Annotated in this window: 14 protein-coding genes and 1 pseudogene; 9 read left to right on the top strand and 6 right to left on the bottom strand. The window is 74.9% G+C overall.

What is annotated here, in order from left to right; translation table 11 throughout:
• Positions 1–106 precede the first annotated feature (106 nt).
• The 5 genes from ABD350_RS09275 to ABD350_RS09255 all read left to right on the top strand — a co-directional run bounded on the left by ABD350_RS09275 (position 107) and on the right by ABD350_RS09255 (position 9072).
• Positions 107–517 carry a CU044_2847 family protein gene (locus ABD350_RS09275; RefSeq protein WP_344347352.1) on the top strand — a complete coding sequence of 137 codons (411 nt, stop codon included), beginning with the start codon at positions 107–109 and terminating at the stop codon, positions 515–517.
• Positions 517–2301, top strand: coding sequence for a VMAP-C domain-containing protein (locus ABD350_RS09270; RefSeq protein WP_344347350.1), 1785 nt, complete (start codon positions 517–519; stop codon positions 2299–2301). The genes ABD350_RS09275 and ABD350_RS09270 overlap by 1 nt, the downstream gene beginning before the upstream one ends.
• A gap of 41 nt (positions 2302–2342) precedes the next feature.
• Positions 2343–3422, top strand: coding sequence for an AAA family ATPase (locus ABD350_RS09265; protein ID WP_344347349.1), 1080 nt, complete (start codon positions 2343–2345; stop codon positions 3420–3422).
• Positions 3412–7875: an SAV_2336 N-terminal domain-related protein gene (locus ABD350_RS09260; RefSeq protein WP_344347348.1), complete on the top strand. Its 4464-nt coding sequence runs from the start codon at positions 3412–3414 to the stop codon at positions 7873–7875. The genes ABD350_RS09265 and ABD350_RS09260 overlap by 11 nt, the downstream gene beginning before the upstream one ends.
• A gap of 159 nt (positions 7876–8034) precedes the next feature.
• Positions 8035–9072, top strand: coding sequence for a rod shape-determining protein (locus tag ABD350_RS09255; protein WP_344347347.1), 1038 nt, complete (start codon positions 8035–8037; stop codon positions 9070–9072).
• A gap of 181 nt (positions 9073–9253) precedes the next feature.
• Here the strand turns inward: ABD350_RS09255 and ABD350_RS09250 are convergent, their stop codons facing one another.
• Complete coding sequence (locus tag ABD350_RS09250) at positions 9254–10207, bottom strand: anti-sigma factor RsbA family regulatory protein (protein WP_344347346.1); 954 nt, start codon at positions 10205–10207, stop codon at positions 9254–9256.
• Complete coding sequence (locus ABD350_RS09245) at positions 10204–10587, bottom strand: STAS domain-containing protein (RefSeq protein ID WP_344347345.1); 384 nt, start codon at positions 10585–10587, stop codon at positions 10204–10206. Before ABD350_RS09245 ends, ABD350_RS09250 begins: the two co-directional genes overlap by 4 nt.
• A 574-nt stretch (positions 10588–11161) precedes the next feature.
• Here ABD350_RS09245 and ABD350_RS09240 point away from each other — a divergent pair.
• Complete coding sequence (locus ABD350_RS09240; RefSeq protein WP_344347343.1) at positions 11162–11905, top strand: ANTAR domain-containing response regulator; 744 nt, start codon at positions 11162–11164, stop codon at positions 11903–11905.
• A 343-nt stretch (positions 11906–12248) separates the two neighbouring features.
• On the opposite strand, the gene ABD350_RS09235 is transcribed toward ABD350_RS09240, so the two are convergent.
• Both ABD350_RS09235 and ABD350_RS09230 read right to left on the bottom strand, forming a co-directional pair.
• Complete coding sequence (locus ABD350_RS09235; protein WP_382466653.1) at positions 12249–13637, bottom strand: MFS transporter; 1389 nt, start codon at positions 13635–13637, stop codon at positions 12249–12251.
• 109 nt (positions 13638–13746) lie between these two features.
• Positions 13747–15141, bottom strand: coding sequence for a M20 metallopeptidase family protein (locus ABD350_RS09230; RefSeq protein ID WP_344347342.1), 1395 nt, complete (start codon positions 15139–15141; stop codon positions 13747–13749).
• Between the two features lie 610 nt (positions 15142–15751).
• On the opposite strand from ABD350_RS09230, the gene ABD350_RS09225 reads away from it, so the two are divergent.
• The 3 genes and pseudogenes from ABD350_RS09225 to ABD350_RS09215 all read left to right on the top strand — a co-directional run.
• The gene (locus ABD350_RS09225) at positions 15752–16837 is read left to right on the top strand and encodes an LAETG motif-containing sortase-dependent surface protein (RefSeq protein ID WP_344347341.1); all 1086 of its coding nucleotides are present in this window, start codon (positions 15752–15754) and stop codon (positions 16835–16837) included.
• A 47-nt stretch (positions 16838–16884) separates the two neighbouring features.
• Entirely contained in the window at positions 16885–17469 is a 585-nt protein-coding gene (locus ABD350_RS09220) for a hypothetical protein (protein ID WP_344347340.1), read from the top strand.
• Positions 17470–17595: 126 nt separating this feature from the next.
• A pseudogene (locus ABD350_RS09215) lies at positions 17596–17958 on the top strand (hypothetical protein); the annotation flags it as partial.
• 364 nt (positions 17959–18322) lie between these two features.
• On the opposite strand, the gene ABD350_RS09210 reads toward ABD350_RS09215, so the two are convergent.
• Together ABD350_RS09210 and ABD350_RS09205 are read right to left on the bottom strand one after the other, a co-directional pair.
• A complete protein-coding gene (locus ABD350_RS09210; protein WP_344347339.1) occupies positions 18323–19903 on the bottom strand; it encodes a site-specific integrase in 1581 nt (526 codons plus the stop codon).
• A gap of 20 nt (positions 19904–19923) precedes the next feature.
• Positions 19924–20763: a helix-turn-helix domain-containing protein gene (locus ABD350_RS09205; protein WP_344347338.1), complete on the bottom strand. Its 840-nt coding sequence runs from the start codon at positions 20761–20763 to the stop codon at positions 19924–19926.
• Position 20764: the final 1 nt, after the last annotated feature.

The following is a 20764-nucleotide window of genomic DNA, read 5'->3' as shown; positions in this document are numbered from 1 at the left end:
CCGCCCGCCACCCGCCGCGCCGTCGTCCGGCGTGACTCGCCAAGCACCGTCCGTACCATGGGGCTTGCACGAGCCACGCACGGAACAAGGGGGAACGAGCGGCGCCATGGACGACGGACTGCTGGAGTTCAGGACCGAGGACGGCGCGCTCGTCGTGGTGGACGGCGTCAACGCCAGGTCGGGCGCCCGCCTCGTCTCGCGCGGCGACGGACCGGCGCAGGCCGCGCGCACCTTCGAGGGCGCGCTGGACGGCGTACGGGCGGCGGCGGCCGCGGCGCTGCGGGTCTTCCGGGACGGCAGCCTGCGCCCCGACGCGGTGGAGATCGAGTTCGGCGTACGGCTGTCCGCCGAGGCCGGCGCGGTCATCGCCAAGGGGTCGACGGAGGGCCACCTGGTGGTCAAGCTCAGCTGGTCCCCGGAGCGGGGCGGGCCGGCACCCGCCGTGCCGGAGCAGGGCGCGTCGGAGCGGAACGTGCCGGAGCAGAGCGCGTCGGGCCCGGAGTCCGGGAGCCGGTGATGCGCGGCCCCGCCTGGCAGGCCCGGATCACCTGCGGCGGCGCGGTGGGGGCCGGCTTCCTGGTGACCGACCGCCTGGTCCTCACCTGCGCCCACGTCGTCCACGGCGGGGCCCCGGTGCGGGTCGGCTTCCCGCACGCCCGGGAGCTCGGCGAGCTGTCCGCCAGGGTCGTCGCCGAGGGCGGCTGGGCGGGCGGGGTCACCGACCCCGGCGACGTGGCCGTGCTGGAACTCGCGGTGGACCAGGGCCTCCCGCTCGCCCCGGCCCGGTTCGCACCGCCCGAGGCCGCGTACACCGAGCCGTACCCGAAGCTGGTCTCCTACGGCTTCCCCGAGGACTACGACGAGGGCACGCTCGCCGAATACCAGGCCGTCTCGGCGCAGTTGATCGCGGGCGAGTGGCTGGAGCTGGTGACGTGGCACGGCCACGGCCAGCCGATCGTGGAGGGCTTCAGCGGGGCGGCGGCGACACTGCCCGACGGCAGGGTGGTCGGCATGGTCACCGCCGCCCTGGGGACGTCACCCCAGGTGCGCAAGGGCCGGATGCTGCCGCTGGACGTGCTGGCCCGGTACTGGCCCGGCCTGGACGAACTGGTCCCCGTCCCGGGCCTCGGCGAGGAAGACCGGCGGCGGCTGTACGACCTGCTGCGCCGGGCCGCCGCCGGCCCCGGCGCGGGCCGCGACCCCAACCGGCTGTACCTGGACGCGGTGGGCCCCTTCGGGCCGCCCCTGCCCCCGGGCGGCTTCCCCTCCCTGCGGGCGGCGGCCCACTATCTGCGCTGGGAGGTCCCGGACCCGCACGCGCTGCCGAGGTTCACCGACCGGCTCGGCGAACTCCTCGGCGAGCGCACCGGGTTACCCGGACAGGCGGCGCGGGACGCGGCGAGCGAGCGGACCGGACCCGTCTGGTCGCCGGTCGTCGTGGAGATCGACCACAGCGGCGCCGGCCCCGACCAGGTGACCGTGGAGGTGTCCGCGTACCGCGACGGCCGGCGCCGGCCGGTGGGTGCCCGCCGGCTGCCCCGCACCGGGGTGCGGGCCTACGTCCAGGGCCGTATCGACGAGGCGGTGGCCCATCTCGCGCCGGACGCCGACGAGTTGGTGACGTTCGTGCTGCCGCGCGAGTGGCTCAACGAGGCGGTGGCGCACTGGGAGTGCGGCGCCGACGACAGCACGCCGCTGGGCTGCGCCTACCCCCTGGTGGTGACCGACCGCGCCCGGCACCACAGCGGGCGGCTGCGCCACCAGCTGCGCAAGAAGTGGCAGAAGCTGGACACCGGGGGCGGGGCCGAGGTGCACCGCGTCGAGTGCGGCACCCGGGAACGCCCGCCGACCCTGCGCAAAAGACTGTGGGACGGCGACGCCCGGCTGGCGGGCTACGCCGCCCCGCCCACGGCGGCCCGCCCGCTGTTCGAGGTCGGTCTCACCGTGCCGGTGCCGGTCCTGCTGTGGTCCCGGACCGGCGCGCCCTGCGCCGTGCACGAGGACGCCTCCCGCGCCGAGGCGGACACGCCCGGTGCGGCGGACCCGTGCCCGGACACGCCCGGTGCGACGGACCCGCGCCCGGACGCGTCCTGTCCCGGCACCGCGTTCCTGGACCAGCTCAGCGCGTCGGTCGCCGATGTCCCGCCCGCCGAACTCCCCCGGCACATCATGTCGTTGCGGCTGACCGCGGAGGCCGCCGACGATCCCGAGCGGCACTGGGCGCGCGACCTCCAGCTGCTCTGGGACGACCCGCGCTGCTTCCCCGAAACCGGCGCGAGCCTGCACTCGCCCGTCGCCTGACCGACCGCACACCCGACCGCCCCCACGGAGAAGAAGAGCCCATGCCCCTGTGGCCCGTCTACACCGGTACGAACGAGCCGCACGACGGCATCACCGAGCTGCCCGCGCCGCCGCCCTGGCGGGCCTTCGACGGCGGGCCGGTCCTCCCAGCGCCGGACGCCGCCGCCGACACCGCCGCCCACTCCCCCGACCGCACCCACCGCGCCGAGACCTACCAGGCCACCGGGGAGACCGTCGAACTGGTCAACGCGGCCCTGTACCTGCGCCGTCCGCTGCTGGTCACCGGTCCGCCCGGCACCGGCAAGTCCTCGCTGGTGTACGCGGTCGCCCGGGAGCTCAGGCTCGGTCCGGTGCTGCGCTGGAACATCACCAGCCGCAGCACCCTGCACGACGGCCTCTACCAGTACGACCCGCTCTCCCGTCTGTACGCGGCCCGGCAGGAGGCGGCCCGGCCGGAGCGGACGGGCGGTCCGCAGGGCGCGGACGGCGCGGACGGCACAGGCGGCGGGGGCCGCGAAGTCGACGGGGCGGGCATCGAGCACCATCTGCGGCTCGGCCCGCTGGGCACCGCGCTGCTGCCCTACGCCCGGCCCCGCGCGCTGCTCATCGACGAGATCGACAAGAGCGACCTCGACCTGCCCAACGACCTGCTGAACGTGCTGGAGGAGGGCCAGTACGAGATCCCCGAGCTGGTGCGCGCCTCCCGGCTGGCACCGGGCGGTGTCGCCGAGGTGCTGGCCGACGGCACCGACGAGCGGGTCCCGGTGGTGCGCGGCCGGGTCCGCTGCCGGGCCTTCCCGTTCGTCGTCCTCACCAGCAACGGCGAGCGCGAGTTCCCGCCCGCCTTCCTGCGCCGCTGTGTCACGCTGCACCTCAGGCAGCCGGACGACCGGCACCTCGCCGAGATCGTCCGCGCCCACCTGGGCGAGCCCGACGCCTACGCCCGGACCCTGATCGACCGTTTCCTGTCCCGGTCGGGCGCCGGCGACCTGGCCACCGACCAGCTGCTGAACGCGATCTACCTGGCCCGCTCCGCCGACCTGGACACCGAGTCCCTGGACCGGCTGGCCGAGCAGCTGATGCCCTACCTGGGGCAGAGCACGCGGTCCGATGTCTTCTGAACCGGCCGGTTCCCCGGATCCCGTGGTCCGCCTGGCCGACGTACTGGCCCAGGTGTCCCACGGGGTGCGCCCGACCCCGCTGGAACTGGCCGAGGTGCTGTGGCTGGCCCGGCACATGAGACCGGAGCCCGGCACCACCGGACCGGAAGCCGACGCCGCCGGACCGGAAGCCGACGCCGCCGGGCAGGAGACCGGCACCGCCGGGCAGGAGACGGGCACCACCGGACCGGAATCCGGTACCACCGGACCGGAATCCGGTACCACCGGACCGGAGGCCGGGGCACGGACACCACCGCCCCCGCCGGCCCCCGAGCCGCCGGCCCCGCACGAGCCGACGCCGGAACCCGCCCGGGTGCCCCTGCACCTGCCCGCCCGGCGGCCCGCCCCGGCGGCGGCCCGGCCGCACGCCACGCTCCTGGCCCCGGCGCCCCCGATGCTGCGCCACCGGCTCGCCCTGCACCGCGCGCTGCGCCCGCTGGCCCGCCGCGCCGACGCGCCCGTGGGCCGGGAGCTGGACGAGCGGGCGACCGCCGACCGCATCGCCCGGCTGGGCGCCGACCCCGCGCGGTGGCTGCCGGTGCTGCGCCCCGCCCGGGAGCGCTGGCTGCGGCTGAACCTGGTGTACGACGCCGGGCCGACCATGCCGGTCTGGCGCCCCCTGGTGCGCGAACTGCACGCGGTGCTGGGCGAGTCGGGCGTGTTCCGCACGATCGGCCTGTACCGCGCGGACGCCGACGGCCGGGTGCGCGGCCCCGGTGTGCCCGCCCCCGCCGACGGCCGTACCGTCACGCTCCTGATCAGCGACTGCATGGGCCCGCAGTGGCGGGCGGGCCCCGCCGGGGAGCGCTGGTACGCCACCCTGCGCCGCTGGGCGCACCGGATGCCCCTGGCCGTCGTACAGCCGCTGCCGGAGCACCTGTGGCGGGACACGGCCCTGCCCGCCGGGCCCGGCACCCTGTCGGCCCCGTACCCCGCGGCCCCCTCGGCGGCGCTCACGTTCACGCCGTACGAGTCCTCCGCCGCGCCCGGGCCGGACGAGCCGGTCCGCCCGGGCGGCACCGTGCCGCTGCCCGTGCTGGAGCCGGAGCCGCGCTGGCTGGCGCACTGGGCCGGGCTGCTGGCCACGCCGGGCGGCGCGGAGTTCCCCGCCGCGGTCGCCGAGCTGGGCCGTCCGCTGCCGGCGGACGCCGAGGACCGGACCGACGTGGGACGGCTCACCGCCGAGGAGCTGGTGCTGCGGTTCCGGGCGACCGCCTCGCCGGAGGCGGTCCGGCTGGCCGGGCATCTCGCGGTGGGGCGCCCCGATCTGCCGGTGATGCGCCTGGTCCAGGCCGCGGTCGAGCCGGATCCGCGGCCCCGGCACCTGGCCGAGGTCATCCTCAGCGGCATGCTCACCACCGTGCCCGGCGGCCCGCCCGGCTGTTACGCGTTCCGGGACGGCGTCCGCGAGCTGCTGCTGCTCGGCCTGCCCCGCACCGAGCGTCGGCGCACCACCGGACTCCTCGACCGGATCGGCGAGTTCATCGACCGCAGGGCGGGCCGGGCGCCGGGCGAGTTCCGCGCGTCGGTGCCGTCCGCGCGGGGTGCAGGGACGGCCGTGGAGGACGATCCGTTCGCCACGGTCCGCGAGGACAGCGCGCGGCGCCTGACGGCGGACGGCGCGGGGGAGCTGTTCGCGGACCGGTACCGGCTGCTGCAGCCGGTGTCGGACACCGGCCTGCTCGCCGAGGACGTCCGGGAGGGCGGCGCCGCCGTCGTCGTCAACAGGTATCCGCCCACGCCGGACCAGGCCGGTTTCCTGGACCTGGGCCGGGCGCTCGGCGAGCTGCGCCACCCCGGGATCACACCGGTCCTGGACCACGGCATCGAGGACGGAGTGCCGTACCTGGTACGGGAGTTCATTGCCGGCCCGACGCTCCAGGAACACGTGGCGGGCCCCTCCGGCCGGCTGTCCGCCGACGGGGTCCGCGCCCTGCTCGCCCCGCTCGCCGACGCGGTGCTCGCCCTGCACGCGCAGGAAGGACCGCGCGGCAGGCTGGAGGCGTCCGCCGTGGTCCTCACCCCGGACGGCCCGGTGCTGACCTGCCCGGACACCGCGCCGGTCGCCGAGGAGGGCCGCACGGACAACCTGCGGGCCCTCGGACACCTCGTGCTCGCCCTGTGCCGTGACCACCCCTGCGCGCTCACGGCGGAACGGGAGGCGGCCACGGCCGCGCTCCTGTCCGACGACCCGGAACGGCAGCTGCGCGGCGCCGACGGCCTCCGCCACCCGGGAACCCTCGGCCTCTCCCTGCTCGGCCCGTTCCAGGTGACGCTCGACGGCCGCCCGCGCCCCCTGGGCGACCCCTACGACCAGGCGATCCTGTCGCTGCTGCTGCTGAGCGAGGACCGGAGCGCCACCCGGCACGACCTGGCCGCCGGGGTCTTCGACAGCCCCCTCACCCCCGCCGTCGCCACCCGGCTGGGCGCACACCTCGCCGGCCTCCGGCTCCGCCTCACCCCCGGCGCCCTCACCGACGACCGCACGGGCCGCCTCCGTCTCTCCCGCCTGCCCGCCCCCGACGACATCGACGTCTTCCGCGCCCGCCGGCTGGCCGCCGAGGCCGAGCGGGCCCGGACCACCGGCGACCCGGAACGCGGCCGTCGACTGGCGCGGCAAGCACTGGCGTTGTGGCGGGGCGAACCGTTGCGGGGGGTCCCGGGCCCGGCCGCCGAGGCCGCCCGGACCGACCTGGAGGCGCTGCGCCGCACGCTCGCGGCCCTCGCCGAGGAGGCCGTCGAGGACCGCCCCGGGATCCGCTTCACGGCCGACGAGCTGACCGGCCGTCCGGAGGCCCGGGTCACCCTCGAAGCCGCGGTGCACGAGATCCTCGCGCGCGGTTTCGTCAGCCCCCGCCGGTACGAGGTGACCGTCCGCCCGGACGGCTACCTGGTGCGGACCGAGCCCGGCGCCTTCCTGCTGCCCGTCCTCGTCGCCGTACTGCGCGAACTCCCCCACGCGCTCGCCCGGCTGAGCGATCCGCCCCGGCTCACGGTGACGTTCGGACAGCCGCCCGTCCCCCCGCCCCGGACGGCCGCCGACGTCACGGTCGTCGTACCGCCCGCGCTGTACGACGAGTTCGCCGCCAGCTCCGCCGCCCAGCGTGCCCAGCGCTTCAGGCCGCTGTTCGCCGACAGCGCCCCGGACAGCCCGCCGGCCGCCTGGTACTGCCCGCTCGGTCCGAAGGCCGCCGAACCCGGTGAACGCGACCTGGTACAGGGCCCGTTCATCACGTCCGACCTGCGCGAACTGGGCGTCCCCACCCCGGGCCGCACGGCCGTCGTGCACACCCGGCCCGACGGCCCGCTGACGCTGCTCGACCCGATCCAGCCCTACGGCACGCGTCCGCCCCGCCCGGAGACGTACTACTCGGTCGACCTCACCCCGCACGAGATCCGCCGGATCGTGTCCCTGCCCAGCTCCGGCAAGGGCGCCTTCCAGGCCGCGGTGCTGCTGTCCTGGCGAGTGTCCGACCCGGTCGCCTTCGTCCGCGCCGAGGCCACCGGCATCCCCGGGCTGCTGCTGCGGCACCTGTGCGCCGCGGCGGCCCCCCTCACCCGCCGTCATCCGCTGCGCCGGGCGGGCGCGGCCCAGCGGGCGGTGAACGCGGGGGTGGCCGACTGGCCGGTGCCGGGGCTGGCGGTGTCGTGCACCGTGCAGCTGGTCCCCGAGTGGGCGCCGGTCCCGGCGGCGGAGCCACCGGTGCCGTCCAGGCGGCGGCTGTCCACGCTCCTCGACGACGCCGAGACGGTGCTGATCGGCTTCGAGGGTCCGCTGGCGCGGCTGTTCACGGCGCACTCGGCGCGGGAGGCGGTGCTCGACCTGCTGTCGGTGGTGGCCGACCACCGCGACCCGCAGGACGCGCTGTCGGGCCGGCCGCTGCCCGTCGCGGGCGCCGCCGGCCGGGAGGCGTTCGCCCATCCGCTGGACCTGCTGCGCGCCTTCGCGCACGACCGGCTCGGCCCGCTGCTGCGGGCCCGCCTCGACGACCTGGAACTGGCCGCCGTCCCCGACGCCCCCATGACACACCGCTCCCTGGCGCTGGTCCGCGCCCTGCACCGGTCCGGGCGCCGGGTCAGCGTGGTGACGGACGTGTCCACCGCGGCCGTCCACCGCTGTCTGCTGCCGTACCGGCTGCCGCTGGCGGGACTGTACGGCCGCCGCGACGACCTCGGCCTGCTCACCCCGCACCCCGACTGCCTGCTGCGCGCCCTGGACGCCGTCGGCGCGCCCGCCCGCGGCGGCGTGCTGATCAGCTCCTCGGTCGCCGAACTCACCGCCGCCCAGCAGCTCGGCGTCCCCTTCATCGGCTACGCGCCCACCGCGGCCGGACGCCGGCGGCTGCGCGGGGAGGGCAGCGAGGTCACCGTCTCCTCCCTGGAGCCGCTGCTGGAGGCGGCCCGCGTGCTGTGACCCGCCGACACACCGGTGCGGCCGCCGAAGTACGCCCGTTCGGCGGCACCCCGCCCGGCCGTGCCCAGCGGGCGCCCGCTCCCGGTGCCGCGTCAGGATGCCAGTGGGCCCGCCGACCAGTCGGGCACCGCAAGGCCCGCGCACTCGGGAGGATCCGCCGTGACCGTCAGCCTGGAGCAGTTGCGCCGCTGCCACTTCGCCGTCGACCTGGGCGCGGCGCGTACCCGGGTGTATGTGAAGGGCGCCGGTCTGGTCGTGGACCAGCCCTCGGCCGCCGCCGTGAACACCCGCAGCGGCGCGCTCATCGCCGTCGGCGAGTTCGCGGAGCAGATGACGGGCCGCACCCCCGACTACATCAAGGTCGTCCGGCCCGTCTCCGGCGGCACGGTGGTCGACATCGAGATGGCCCAGCGCATGCTGCGGCACCTGCTGGGCGACAAGATGCGCCGCATGCTGCGCCGCAAGCCCCGGCTGCGGGCGGCGGCCTGCGCCCCGCACGAAGCCGACCCGCTGGCCCAGCGGGCGACCATCGAGACCCTGGTCGGGCTGGGGGCGCGCCGGGTGGAACTGGTGGACACGCTGATCGCCGCCGCGGTGGGGTGCGGGCTGCCGGTGGAGCGGCCCGAGGCCACCATGGTCATGGTGTGCGGGGCGGCGGCGACCCAGGTCGCGGTGCTCTCGCTGGGCTCCATCGTCGCCGCCGAGCGGATCCCGGTGGGCGGCGAGGCCGTGGACCACGCGATCGTGCAGCATCTGCGGCACGAGCACGAACTGATGCTGCCCACCCAGTCGGTACGGCCGCTGCACCTGGCCCTGTCCGGCAACGGCCTCACCCCGCACGGCCCGGCGTCGGCCGAGATCCACGGCCGGGACGTGGCCACGGGGCTGGCGCGCAGCGTGCGCGTGGACACCGCCGCCGTGCGGGACGCGATCCAGACCCCGCTGACGGCCGTCCTGGACGGCATCGGGAAGGTGCTGCGCGGCTGCCCGCCCGACCTGGTGGCCGACCTCGCCGACCGCGGGATCGTGATGGTCGGCGGCTCGGCCCTGCTGCCCGGCTTCGACCAGATGCTGCGGCAGGCCACGAGGATGCCGGTGCACATCGCCGAGCGCCCGGACGTGTGCGTGGCGCAGGGGCTGGGGGCGATGCTGGAGGGGCGGATCGAGCCGCTCCAGCTGAATCCGCTGGCCGCTTGACACTTGACGGGTGCTCCCGCGCCTCGGGTCACCCTTCGGCCGGCCCGGCGCCCGGTACGGACGCCGACGCCGGGGACGACGCCGGGACCGGGTGGCACCGGGACCCGGTGACGCCGGGACCGGGTGGCACCGGGTCGGGGCGGGCCGGGCCGGGTCCCCGCGGCCCGGGCGGCGCCGGCTCTCAGCGGCCCAGGTAGGAGCGGATGGTCGTGCCCTCCGGGCCGGTGTGGATCCGTACCAGGTCGGACAGCAGGTTGACCAGCAGCAGCCCGCGTCCGCCGCGCTGGTCGCGGGCGGGCGGCCGGCGGCCGGCCAGCGGGTCGGCGAGGCGGCCCTTGTCACGGACCTCGCACACCACGTACCCGTTGTCCGGCCACACCGTCAGCGTGCCCGTCCCGCCGCCGTGCACCACGCTGTTCGTGGTCAGCTCGGCGGTGATCAGCGCCAGGTTCTCCAGGGCCGTCCCGGTCAGGCCCAGCCGGGCACCGTGGCCGGTGGCCAGGTGCCGGACCGCGGACAGGGAGTCCTCGGCGAAGACGATGCCGAGGACGTCGGGACCGGCGCCGGGGGCGGGCGGCAGCGGCAGGTTGTAGCGGGCCACGACGTCGTCGGGGTCGTACGCCGTACTGGCCAGCTCGGCGGCGGAACCGGCCGGGATGACGACCGGGTGGGTGGCGTGGGCGTCGGCGAGTACCCGTTCGTCCAGGCGGGAGCTGTCGTAGGGGCACAGGATGGTGACCTCTCGGCCCTGGAACGCCGCGTTGATCAGTGCCTCGTGCTGGGCGCAGGCCGGGTACTCGGTCTGGCTGCGGCCCGCCCAGATCGGTTCGCCGATGATCCGGATCCGCCGGCCGGGGGGCTGCTGGTCGGCGAAGGCGCGCAGGACACCGGGGATGATCCGGCCCGGGTTGCGGCCGGCCTCGCGCATGTCCAGGAACCGTACGGCGGCGCCGTCGGCGCCCAGCGCGTCCTGGATCAGCGCCAGGTTCTCCTTCGGCACGGCGACGGCGACCGGCTCGCCCGCCGCCAGCCCCTCACGGATGAAGGGCACGGTGCCGGCCAGGTACTCGTGCGTGTCGGTGTAGAACAGCGCGGGGTGCACGAACGGTTCCACGGGGTGGGTCGCCGTGGTCATGATGCCGACACCTCGATCCCCGGAAGGCCGGGCCACAGCAGCGTCAGTATCCGCGGCAGCGCGTCCGGTGGTCGGTCCAGCACCAGCCGACGCCGCCCGTCCAGGCTCTTGGCGGTGTCCGCCAGCGCTCCGGCGCCCGCCACGTCGACGAAGGTCACCGCGGAAAGCTCCAAGTAGTACACGTCTTCGCCCCCGACGTCCTCGGCCTCACGCACGACCCCCTGCAACGCGCGCTCCCATATGTCCCGCGTGGGCAGGATCACCTCGCCCACCGCGCGGAATCCGTTCCGCCCGGTCAGCGGGTACACGTCGAGCCGCGGCGCCGCCTGCTTCGGCACGGCGGCCGTCGGCGACTGCCGGGCCGGCTCGGGTGCGCTCATGCCATCTCCCAGTCGTACGGATACACAGCTGCCCAGTATGCGCCCTCCGCAGCACCGGCAGCCGCGCATCACCCCCGGCGAACACGAATCACCCCCACCGGGCACGGCACCCCACCCCACGCCCGGGACCGCCCCACGCCCCCCGACGCTCCCGGTCCCCGGACGACCCCCGGCCACCCGCCCCCACGGACGCGAGCGCCACCCGACGGACACGGGTCACACCCACCGGGGCCCGGCCGACACCCGACAAGCGGGGCTCGCCCCCGACGGGCGCGGGTGCACGCCCGGCGGACGCGGCTGCTCCGGCGGACGCGGGCCGCCCCGGCGCGCACGGCCGGCACCCGGTGGGCTTCGACCGCCCCCACGGGCGCGGACGCCGACGGTCAGGGGTACCGCCCGCCCCGGCAGCCGCGACCGACGCCCTGCGCACACGGGCGTGCACCCGGCAGGCGCGGCCGGTGCCCGGTGGTCGCGGCCCGCGCCCGGCGGACGCTGGGCACCCCGGTGGGGTGTAGGGCGCCGTGGGGAGGGCAGGCGAGGGGCTACGGAGCACCGGCGGACCGGGAGGGGAGACATGAGCACAGCGGCACGCGCACCGCGGGGCGGGCGGGCGGTACCCCTGACCGTCGGCGTCCGCGCGGAGGGCGGCCGCGCCGTCCTCCGCGCCCGCGGCGAGCTGGTCCACGGCTGCGCGGGCCCCGTCGCCGAGGCTTTGGCCGCGCTGCCGCCGGGCACCGCCCGGGTCGAGCTGGACGCGACCGAGGTGGCCTTCCTGGACACGGCCGGGCTGACGGCCCTGGACACGCTGCGCGAGTACGGCCGCCGGCGGAACGTACCGGTCGGTGCCACCGGCTGGCGCGGGCAGCCGCGCCGGGTGCTGGAGCTGATGGGCCTGGACCCCGTGGACCCGCTCAGCGGCACCGCGCCCACCGGCCCGACCGACCGCGCGGCCTCCGCGGTGGCCCGGGAGCGCGCCGAGCAGTTGGACGTGCTGCGCCTGGAGATAGCCCAGCTGCGCCACGCGATCGACTCCCGCCCGGTCATCGACCAGGCCCGGGGCATCCTGATGGCGGCCCACACCTGCACGCCCGACCAGGCGTGGGAGATCCTCCGGGAGGCGTCCCAGCGGACCAACACCAAGCTGCGGCAGGTCGCGGCGGCGGTCACGGCGAGCGCGGCGCCGGGCGGCACGCCGCCGCCGGAGCCGCTGCGGTCCGCGCTGGCCGCCGCGGTCCGCCGGGTCAGTACGGCAGCACGCGCCCCGAGGGAGTCCTGCGGTCGATCTCCTGCCCGCGCGGGGCGGCGGGCCGCCGGCTGACACGTACCCGGATCCGACGGTCCATGACGCCCTCCTCCTGCCGGCACCGCCCGCTTCGGCACACCGGTAGGGGGTCCGTGCCCAGGACGCGACCGGTTCACGCCTGAACGAGGGCACTTCATGGCATCGTTACGGCCGTGGACCGCCGGCCGGCCACCGGAACGGGCAGCACGCGAGACCCGGACCGGCCGGGCCGGCCGCCCGGCGAGCCGGCCCCGTGGCGGCTGTCCGGGCGGCCCACCGGAGTACACGCCGCCGTCCCCCGGCCGTACGGTACGGCCCCTGTTCGCGGCCGGCTCCGCCCCGGCGGCCCGCGGCGCGGCGGCACGTCCGCCGCCCGGGGTCAGTCACCGCGGGCGCGGACGGCGAGCAGGGCGACCAGCAGGGGCGGCAGGAGCAGCAGGGCGAAGGCCGCGCGGTAGCCGCCGAGCGGTCCGGCGCCGGCGGCGAGGCAGGCGTTGAGGACGGCGGAGGCCAGCGCGAGCACGACGACCTGGCCGAGGTTCATGTTGGTCTGCAGGGCGCTGGTGGTGTGGCCCTGCCGGTGCGGTGGGCTGTGCTTGAGGGAGAGCACGGTGACGCAGGGGTCGAGCAGCCCCATGCCGACGGCGGACAGCGGCATGGCCGCCGCGGCCGTGACCGGGGGCAGCCCGCCGAAGCAGCCGGCCACCGCGAGGGCGACGGCGGCGGCCATCACCAGGGCGCCGGCCGTGACCAGACGGTGCCGGGCCACGTGCTGGAGCACCCTGCCCTGCACCCAGGAGGCGCCGGCCCACAGCACGGCGGAGGCGGTGAACGCCACGCCGATCACGACCGGGTCGACCCGACGCTCGGTGATCAGCATCAGCGGCACCAGCGCCTCCACGGTGAAGTAGGTGCCGGAGGTCAGCCCGCGCAACAGCACCGTGACCGGCAGCCCCCGGGCCCCGCGCCAGGTCCCGCGCGGCAGCAGCCGGGGCGCGAAGACGACGAGCAGGACGACCCCGGCGGCGACCGCGGCCAGATGGCGCGGGTCCCACGCGGAGGCCCCGTACTGCCCGAGCGCCGCCCCCAGGCTGAGCAGGGCCGCGACCAGCAACGGGGGCCGCTCGGCGGGGACTTCGGTCACACCGGCCGCCTGGGTGGCCGTGCCGGGGGCCCGGCGCAGGACGGCGACCAGGGCCACGGCGGGCAGGGCGGTCAGCACGGCCAGGCCGTAGAAGACCGCGCGCCAGGACCACCACTGGACGACCAGGCCGGCCAGCGGCGGGCCGAGCAGGGACGGCAGGACCCAGCCGGCGCTCAGCAGCGCGAGCATCCGGGGCCGCAGGTGCTCGGGGTAGGCCTGGCCGATGGCGGTGGTCACCGACACCGCGACCAGGCCCGCGGCCAGGCCGTCCACGAACCGGCCGGCGGCGAGCTGCCAGACGGACACGCTGGAGGCGGACACCAGCAGGGTGAGCACCGACAGGACCATGCCGAGCGCGAGGGGCCGCCGGGCGCCCGACCGGTCCGCCCAGTGCCCGCCGAGCACCCCGCCGAACAGACCGGCGGCGACGAAGCAGCCGGCCACGACGGGGAAGAGGGACACGCCGTCCAGGTCGCGGGCCGCCGTCGGCAGGGTGGGCACCACGGCCAGGGCGGCGAACCCGGTCAGGAACATCACGACCGTGAAGGTCAGGGTGGCGGCGAGGTACGGCGGCGAGAAGATCCCGCCGGACGCGGGCGCGGCGGCGGGATCCGGGGCGTTCACCGAGCCGGGTGACACCGGTGACACGGGTTCGCGCACGCCGATCCCCCGACATCTGGTCTGGACCATTGAGCAGGACGGCACGGGAATCTACGGCCCGTCCGCCCCGGGGTCAACCGTCCAGGCGTCCGCGGCCGGCCAGGAAGGCGAGGGCCACCGCGGCCTCGCAGGCGATGCCGGTGGCGATCACGTCCTCGTCGACGGTCATGCGGGGCGAGTGCAGCGACGGGGCCTCGTGCGGGGCGTGGCCGGGCGGACAGGCGCCGAGGAAGGCCAGGGCGCCGGGGACGGCCCGCAGCACGTAGGAGAAGTCCTCCGCCGTCATCTGCGGGGCGGGCAGGGCGTGCACCGCGTCGGGGCCGAGCGCGTCGGCGGCGGCGCGCCGGACGAGGGCGGTCATGCCGGGGTCGTTGACGGAGACCGGGTAGCCGGGGACGACGGTCGCCTCCGCGGTGGCCCCGTGCGCGGCGGCCACCCCGTGGGCGACCCGGGCGATCGCCTCGTGCAGCCGTCGCCGGGTCGGCTCGGCCAGCGTGCGCAGGGTGCCGGAGAGTTCGGCGGTGTCGGGGATGACGCCGGTCGCGGTGCCCGCGGTCAGCCGGGTCACGCTGAGCACGGCGCTGTCGTCGGCGGCGACGCCCCGGGTGACCGCGCTCTGCAGGGCGAGCACGATCTCACAGGCCACCGGCACCGGGTCGCAGGTGGTGTGCGGGGCCGAGGCGTGCCCGCCGCGGCCTTGGACCACGACCCGGAACCGGTCGGAGGCCGCCAGCTGCGGTCCCGGCCGCAGCAGCACCGCGCCGGCCGGCATGTTCGGGTTCACATGCAGGGCGAAGGCGGCGTCGGCCCGGCTGCCGGACGCCTCCAGCACCCCTTCCTCGATCATCAGGCGGGCTCCGTGATGGCCCTCCTCACCGGGCTGGAACATGAACACCACGCGCCCGGGGAGCGCCTCGCGCCGCCCGGCGAGCAGCCGGGCCGCGCCCACCAGCATCGCCATGTGGACGTCGTGTCCGCAGGCGTGCATCAGGCCGGGGCCGCGCGAGGCGAACGGCAGCCCGGTGTCCTCGGTGACCGGCAGCGCGTCCATGTCGGCGCGCAGCAGGATCGTCGGGCCGTCGGCCGCCCCGGTGAGGGTCGCGGTGACGGAGGACAGGGCGCGCCCGGTGCGGATGTCCAGGCCGAGACCGTCGAGCGCGTCCAGGATCAGGCGCTGGGTGGCCGGCAGGTCCAGGGCGAGTTCCGGGCCCCGGTGCAGGGCGCGGCGCAGGGCGACCGCCCCGGGGGCCAGCCGGCGCGCCGCGTCGAGCAGGTCCCCTCCGCCGGCGACGAGGGCCCCCGGCCGGGACGCGGCGGGCCCGCCGGACGTACGGTCGGCGGCCCCGGAAACGGAGGCGTCGAGCGTACCGCCGGCGGCCCCGGAAACGGAGGCGTCGAGCGTACCGCCGGCGGCCCCGGGGGCGGGGTCGTCCGGGGAACCTCCGGCAGGCCTGGGCGTGGATGTCATACGGCCGTTCTCCTTCCCGGCACCGGTCGGCGCACGGTTCGGCGGTGGCTCCCCCACCGTAGGGAACGCGGTGCCGGACGGACAGTCCCCGACGGCACCGGCCCCCCGGAACCGGACAGGTCCCCCCTGCCGACAGGATGACCGAAACCCCGTCGACTTCCCCGCCGGCCCCCGCCGGACCGGGCCTCGGCCCCATGGCGCCGGCCCGACCGCGACGGACATGACCGGAGCCCCGGCGGCCGTCCAGGACGGCACGGACAGGGGGCCGGCGGTCCGGGCAGGCGGCTGCCCCGGTCCGGATCCTCGCTGCGAGGGGGTGCGCGCCACGCTCCGTCGCTTCCCGCGCCCACGCCGGGCGGCACCCGGACACGGCCCGTTCACCTCGGCGCCGCACGTTCGTCAACCCGGCGCAACCCACTCTGTTCGCCACCCAAGTGACTGGAGTGTGCAACTTTTTCGCGGTGCGAGGAGTCACGTACGAGCGCGGATGTGCGCGTACGGACCTGGTCCGCGTGCGCGCCCACGCGCTCCACGGGTCACGCACGGCCCGTGCCGACGCACGCCAACCGGTGCCGCACAGACGGCACTTGGAATCCGAAAGGTCTGCCGGATGAAGATCCGCCGCGCCCTGACGGCCGCCGCAGCGGCCGCCGTGATAGCACCCGCCGCCGTACTGGCCGCCCCCACCGCCGCGTTCGCCACGGATCCGGTACCGGACACCGGCCCCCGCACGCCCGCGAATCCCGGCACACCCCATACCCCCGATACCCCGAAACCGGCCCAGCCGCCGACGGACGCCCCGACGAACGACGGCGGAACAGGCACCCCGGACGAGACCGAGGCCGGCGGCCCGGCCTCCCAGGACGACGACGGGGACACCTCGGGGAACCAGCGGAAGGCCGACGGGACCACCGGGGAGGCCACCGAGCAGAGGCCCGGCGGGGCCGGGGCCCCCGACGATCCCCGTGGCCGGCCCTGCGCGTTCGAGTCCGACGAGGTACGCGTGGCCCTCCACGGGCTGCCGACCCAACTGGTCGCGGACGGCCCCTGGTCCCCCTTCTCGATGACGCTCACCAACACCACCGGCAAGACCTTGAACGAGGTCGGGCCCTATCTGAACGTGATCTCCGCCGCGGACGTCGACCGGCCGTACTGGGAGCTGAAAACCGAGTACCACGACCCCAAGTCGGGGCGGTGGAAGCCCTACGAAGACTTCGAACCCGGCCGCCTGTTCGACCTCATCCCCGTCGGTCCGCACGGCACCCGCACGTTCCAGCTGCGCACCCACGTGGTCAAGAGCGCCAAGCCCGGCCCCGGGTACGCACTCGTCGCCGCCGACTACCGCAACCGCGACGGTTCCTGTGGTTCGTCCAAGGAAGGCTGGTACGACTTCACCATCCTCCCGGTGGGCGCCAAGCCGACGCAGTCCCCGACCGCCGGGCCGGGTGAGCCGGGCGGCACGGCGTCGCCCGGCCGGAGCTCCGCGCCCGGCGGCGGCACGGGGGGCTCCGCCTCCACCGGCGGCCCCGGCCCCCAGGGCGGCAACCTCGCCGAGACCGGCTCCTCGTCCGCGCTCCCGGCGATCGGCCTCGCCGCGGGCGCCGCGGTGGTGGTCGGCGCGGGTGCGGTCTTCGTCGTACGGCGCCGCAAGGCCATGGCCGGTGCGGGCGGCGGCGACACGGACGTCACCGCGTAAGCACAGCCCTTCCTCCGAGACTCCGCAGAGCCTGAAAAGAGATCACCATGAAACTGCCCCGCGCCCTGTCCCTCACGGCCGCGACGGCCGCCCTGCTCCCCGTGGCGATGGCAGCCGCCCCCGTCTCCCAGGCGGCCGACACCCCGGTACCGGTATGCACCGAAGTCAGCCAGGGGAAGTACCACGAGAACACCTTCGTGACCCGCTCGTTCGGCATACCCGACAAGCTGACTCCAAGCACCCGCTGGACGCTCTTCACCACCACGCTCACCAACGCCTCGCCGATGGAGGTCGAGTCGTTCAGACTCACCGCATGGGCGCTCAATATCGACGACGACATGGACCACGCCTACCTGGGTAAGTACATCGATCTGCAGTACTGGGACACCTCACAGCACCTCTGGAAGACGCTCCGCGGCTCCCGCACCCCCGTCCCCGCCCCGGACACGCTGAAGCCCCGCACGTCCCTCCACGTGCAGATGCGGCTCAGGCTGAGAGAAGACGTGCCCATGAAGCCGGGCGAGAAGATCTACGGGGAAGTGAGAGTCGGCGGCACCTGGGTCAACACCTCCCGCAACAACTGCGTGGGCCAGACCAGCAGCGGCGGGGACTTCTGGGCCGAGAAGGGCTGAACCCGCGCCGGGGAACCGGCCGCCGCCGCGACTCGGCGGCGGCAGCCGAGGCCTGCGACAACTCCGACAGCGGGGCATCGGGGTCACGTCCCTGAACACCGCTTTGACGAGAGGAGGCGTGAAACGCTGACCGGTGCCCTGTACGACGCCGAGGGTGTCGTCGTGCCTTCTCGTCAGCGCCGCGGGCCGCGCAGACCGAGTGCCGTGGCCGGCGCCCACCGGTTCGAGGCCGGGATCAGGAAGCTGCTGCGGAGCCGGGGGGCGACGGCCGTCCCGGCGGTGGTCCGCGACCTGGACGGAATCGCGAGCGTGTTCCTGACGGGCCTGCTCAAGGATCCCCTGCTGTCCCTGTCCTCCCGCAGGGGGGACAGGCGGACCGTCGGCAGGGACGACGTCCTGGCCGCCGCCACGATCCAGTTGTTCGGCGGCCTCAGGCAGCGAGCCCTCACCGACGCACGCGGGGCGGCACGGAACACTCCGGCCGGCTGAGCGTGCGGCAGCCGCCGGCCCGGGCCGCCTTCTCCTCCTGGGCCGGCACCCGAGCGTGACCGCAGGTCACATCGTTTCTGCACGGACCTGCTGTGGTGGGGCGGGTGGGACTCGAACCCACGGCCGACGGATTATGAGTCTGTGGCTCTAATAGTTACGGCCCAGATCGGCGGGTGCTGGCCCATGTCACCCCGTGTCGGCAGCTCCATTAAACCGCAGGTCGTAGCGCTGAGCCCCGTGCCGTCGAATGCCGGTCCGTCCGCCGCATGCCGGGGAGTTCCACGGCGTTCGGCCGAGCAATGGCCGAGCAGAAAGGCCCCGCCACCTGCGGTGACGGGGCCCTGTGAGGCTGCTCGACCAAACTCTACGCGGCGGGCCGGTCAGCCTCCGGACTACGACGGGCGCGGGGCACGAGGGCGGCGGCCTTCTCCGCGATCTCGCGGTCGACCTCCTCGAGGAACTCGGTGTACGTGTCGGACGTGAGCTGGATCGTCGAGTGCCGCAGCGTCTTCTTCACAGCGTGGATGTCGCCGCCGCCAGCGTGGACGAGCGTCCCAGCGACGTGCCGGCAGTCCCTCAAGCTCACCGGAGGCAACCCCGCCCGCTTGTAGAGCCGCCGGAACTCCTCAGAGACCTTCTCCGGGTGGAGCCAGGTGCCGTCGACGTCCACGAAGACCTTGCCGGTGTCTTCCCAGTCCCGGACGTCCTTGCCCTTGGCCCGCTCCGCGGCGGCGTACCGGTTCCAGGCGTCGCGCTCCTCAAGCTGCCGCACGCGGTGCTGCCGCAGGATGGCGATGTTCAGGGAGTCGAGAGCGATGGTGCTAGCCGATTCCTCAGTCTTCAGATCGTCCTCGAAGACTTCCCAGTTGTCGACGTTCAGCGCGCGACTCGGGGTGATGAGGCCGGCGTCGAGGTCGACGTGACGCCAGTCCTGTCCGACTCCTTCGCCGCGACGCAGGCCGCGGGTCATGATCAAGTGGTAGAACGCGTAGAACCTCGACTCCACGGCCTCGTCCAAGAAAACGCCGGCCTGCTCAGGCGTCCACACCATGACGGGGCTCGGCCTCTCGCCGGTGCGGCGCCAGTGCTCGACGTGCTGATCCGTCCACAGCTTCGCCTTCGGTCGCTTGCCCGACTCCAGCTCAACCCACTCTGCCGCATTGAAGGTGATGAGCTGCTGGCGGATTGCCGCGTTCAACGCGGCGCGGAGCGTAGCCCTGATCCGTTGCTTCGTCGCCGGACCGGTGATTCGCCGGTACGGCGGCATCGCGGCCAGCTTTTCACGCTCGGCTGCCAGACGTTCAGATTCGGCCCGGGACGGCCGGCCGTTCTTGCCCCACTTGCAGCGAGCCTCCTGCTCCCGGCGCGCGGCGTTCTCCGCCGCCACCACCTCATTGCGATCGTCGATCTCGTCGAAAAACGCTTGCACGTGACCGATGTTCAGCCGATCGAGCCTGTACCTTCCCAGGCCGGGCTTCAGGTGCACACGGATGTGGGACTCGTACCCACTCGAGGTACGTCGCTTCGTTTTCTTCTTCCTCGCAGCAGCCCAGGCGTCGAGCCAGGCCCCGACCGTTACGTCACTGTCGAGGGCCATGCCGCCGGTGAGACGTCGTTTCACCTCGGCCGCGTCCGGAATGGGCGCGCGCTCACTCTGGACCTTGGCGAGGAGGTCGCCGATCTGGATGGCGTGCTCCTCGTCGTCCTCATCGGCTACCTCGAGGACGGCGCGGATCTTGTTGAGGTCCTTCTCCGCGTCCTTGACCTGGGTGTAGCCGGTGCGACGGAAACGGCGACGCTCCCCGTCCTTGTCGACGGGGAGTTCTTGGTGGATCTCGTACTTGCCGTGGTTCTTTTTCTTCAGGTCCGGGCATGACGTGCCGAGCCGCTTCTTGTCCGGGCCTCGGCACTCACAGCGCTTGGTTATACCACCAGCACGCCGCACGGCTCCTCCTGTGACGTTTCTTATTCGTGAGACGAATCGAGATTTTCGGGCCAGGGAACGACCCACGACTCCACATCATTCCACGGCAAAACGTATGGCTCAATGTCTTTCGGCAAATAGGGCAGCGCCCACCCTTCCTCGGTAATGCGCCGCCTTACCGCCGCAATCTCTTTCCCTTGCCGCATGAGCGTGTGCTCGTGTCGTTCGATGAACTCCCGCTCGCGCACGAGGGCCCGCTCCAGCTCACGCTCGGACCGTTGCAGGCCGTCCAGGAAGACCTTTCCGAGCTCAACCCACGACGGATCGACAGTGGCGTCACCGGCCTCGACGCTGTGCAGCTTCTCCTCGACCGCCGCTTTCGACTTCTCCTTTTCCTTACCTTCGTCCGTGAGCGCGGCGATTCGCTCCCTCGTCTGCTCCAGCGCCGAGATGTGGAATCGAATTTCAGCAAGGAGGTCTCGATATTGACGCAGGACCCAAACGGGCTTTGCCCCAGTGGAGCGCGGCAGTCCGCGGGAAGGCGCATTTCCCGCGAACCAGTCGACGGCGTCGATTGGCTCGAGGGTGCGATTCGGTAGCGCCTCGCAAGTCTCTTCGTACCCGACGGGGAACACCAGTTGCGCCGGCGCGACGTCCAGCGCGGCGGCGAGGATGAGCACCTCGGCCACCGTGACGGTTGACCGCCGGCCGCTCTCCATGTTCGCGAGGACCGAGCGCTGGATCGGCATCCCCAGTTCGGCGCACCTTTCCGAGAGCTGCTGTGCACTCACCCCTAGCCGCTGCCGGTGTCGGCGCACCTCCTGGGCGACGGACAGGGCCAGCCGTTCGGACCACGGGGTCTCGGTCGCGCTCTGTGTCATG

This window comes from Streptomyces nogalater (genome assembly GCF_039532885.1).
GTDB lineage: Bacteria > Actinomycetota > Actinomycetes > Streptomycetales > Streptomycetaceae > Streptomyces > Streptomyces nogalater.
This window is presented reverse-complemented; position numbering and strand designations above follow the sequence as displayed.

Coding starts and splice junctions, on each gene's coding strand:
- ABD350_RS09275 (WP_344347352.1), top strand. CDS start 107: ATGGACGACGGACTGCTGGAGTTCAGGACCGAGGACGGCGCGCTCGTC.
- ABD350_RS09245 (WP_344347345.1), bottom strand. CDS start 10,587: ATGAGCGCACCCGAGCCGGCCCGGCAGTCGCCGACGGCCGCCGTGCCG.
- ABD350_RS09250 (WP_344347346.1), bottom strand. CDS start 10,207: ATGACCACGGCGACCCACCCCGTGGAACCGTTCGTGCACCCCGCGCTG.
- ABD350_RS09230 (WP_344347342.1), bottom strand. CDS start 15,141: ATGACATCCACGCCCAGGCCTGCCGGAGGTTCCCCGGACGACCCCGCC.
- ABD350_RS09225 (WP_344347341.1), top strand. CDS start 15,752: ATGAAGATCCGCCGCGCCCTGACGGCCGCCGCAGCGGCCGCCGTGATA.
- ABD350_RS09265 (WP_344347349.1), top strand. CDS start 2,343: ATGCCCCTGTGGCCCGTCTACACCGGTACGAACGAGCCGCACGACGGC.
- ABD350_RS09240 (WP_344347343.1), top strand. CDS start 11,162: ATGAGCACAGCGGCACGCGCACCGCGGGGCGGGCGGGCGGTACCCCTG.
- ABD350_RS09270 (WP_344347350.1), top strand. CDS start 517: ATGCGCGGCCCCGCCTGGCAGGCCCGGATCACCTGCGGCGGCGCGGTG.
- ABD350_RS09260 (WP_344347348.1), top strand. CDS start 3,412: ATGTCTTCTGAACCGGCCGGTTCCCCGGATCCCGTGGTCCGCCTGGCC.
- ABD350_RS09220 (WP_344347340.1), top strand. CDS start 16,885: ATGAAACTGCCCCGCGCCCTGTCCCTCACGGCCGCGACGGCCGCCCTG.
- ABD350_RS09205 (WP_344347338.1), bottom strand. CDS start 20,763: ATGACACAGAGCGCGACCGAGACCCCGTGGTCCGAACGGCTGGCCCTG.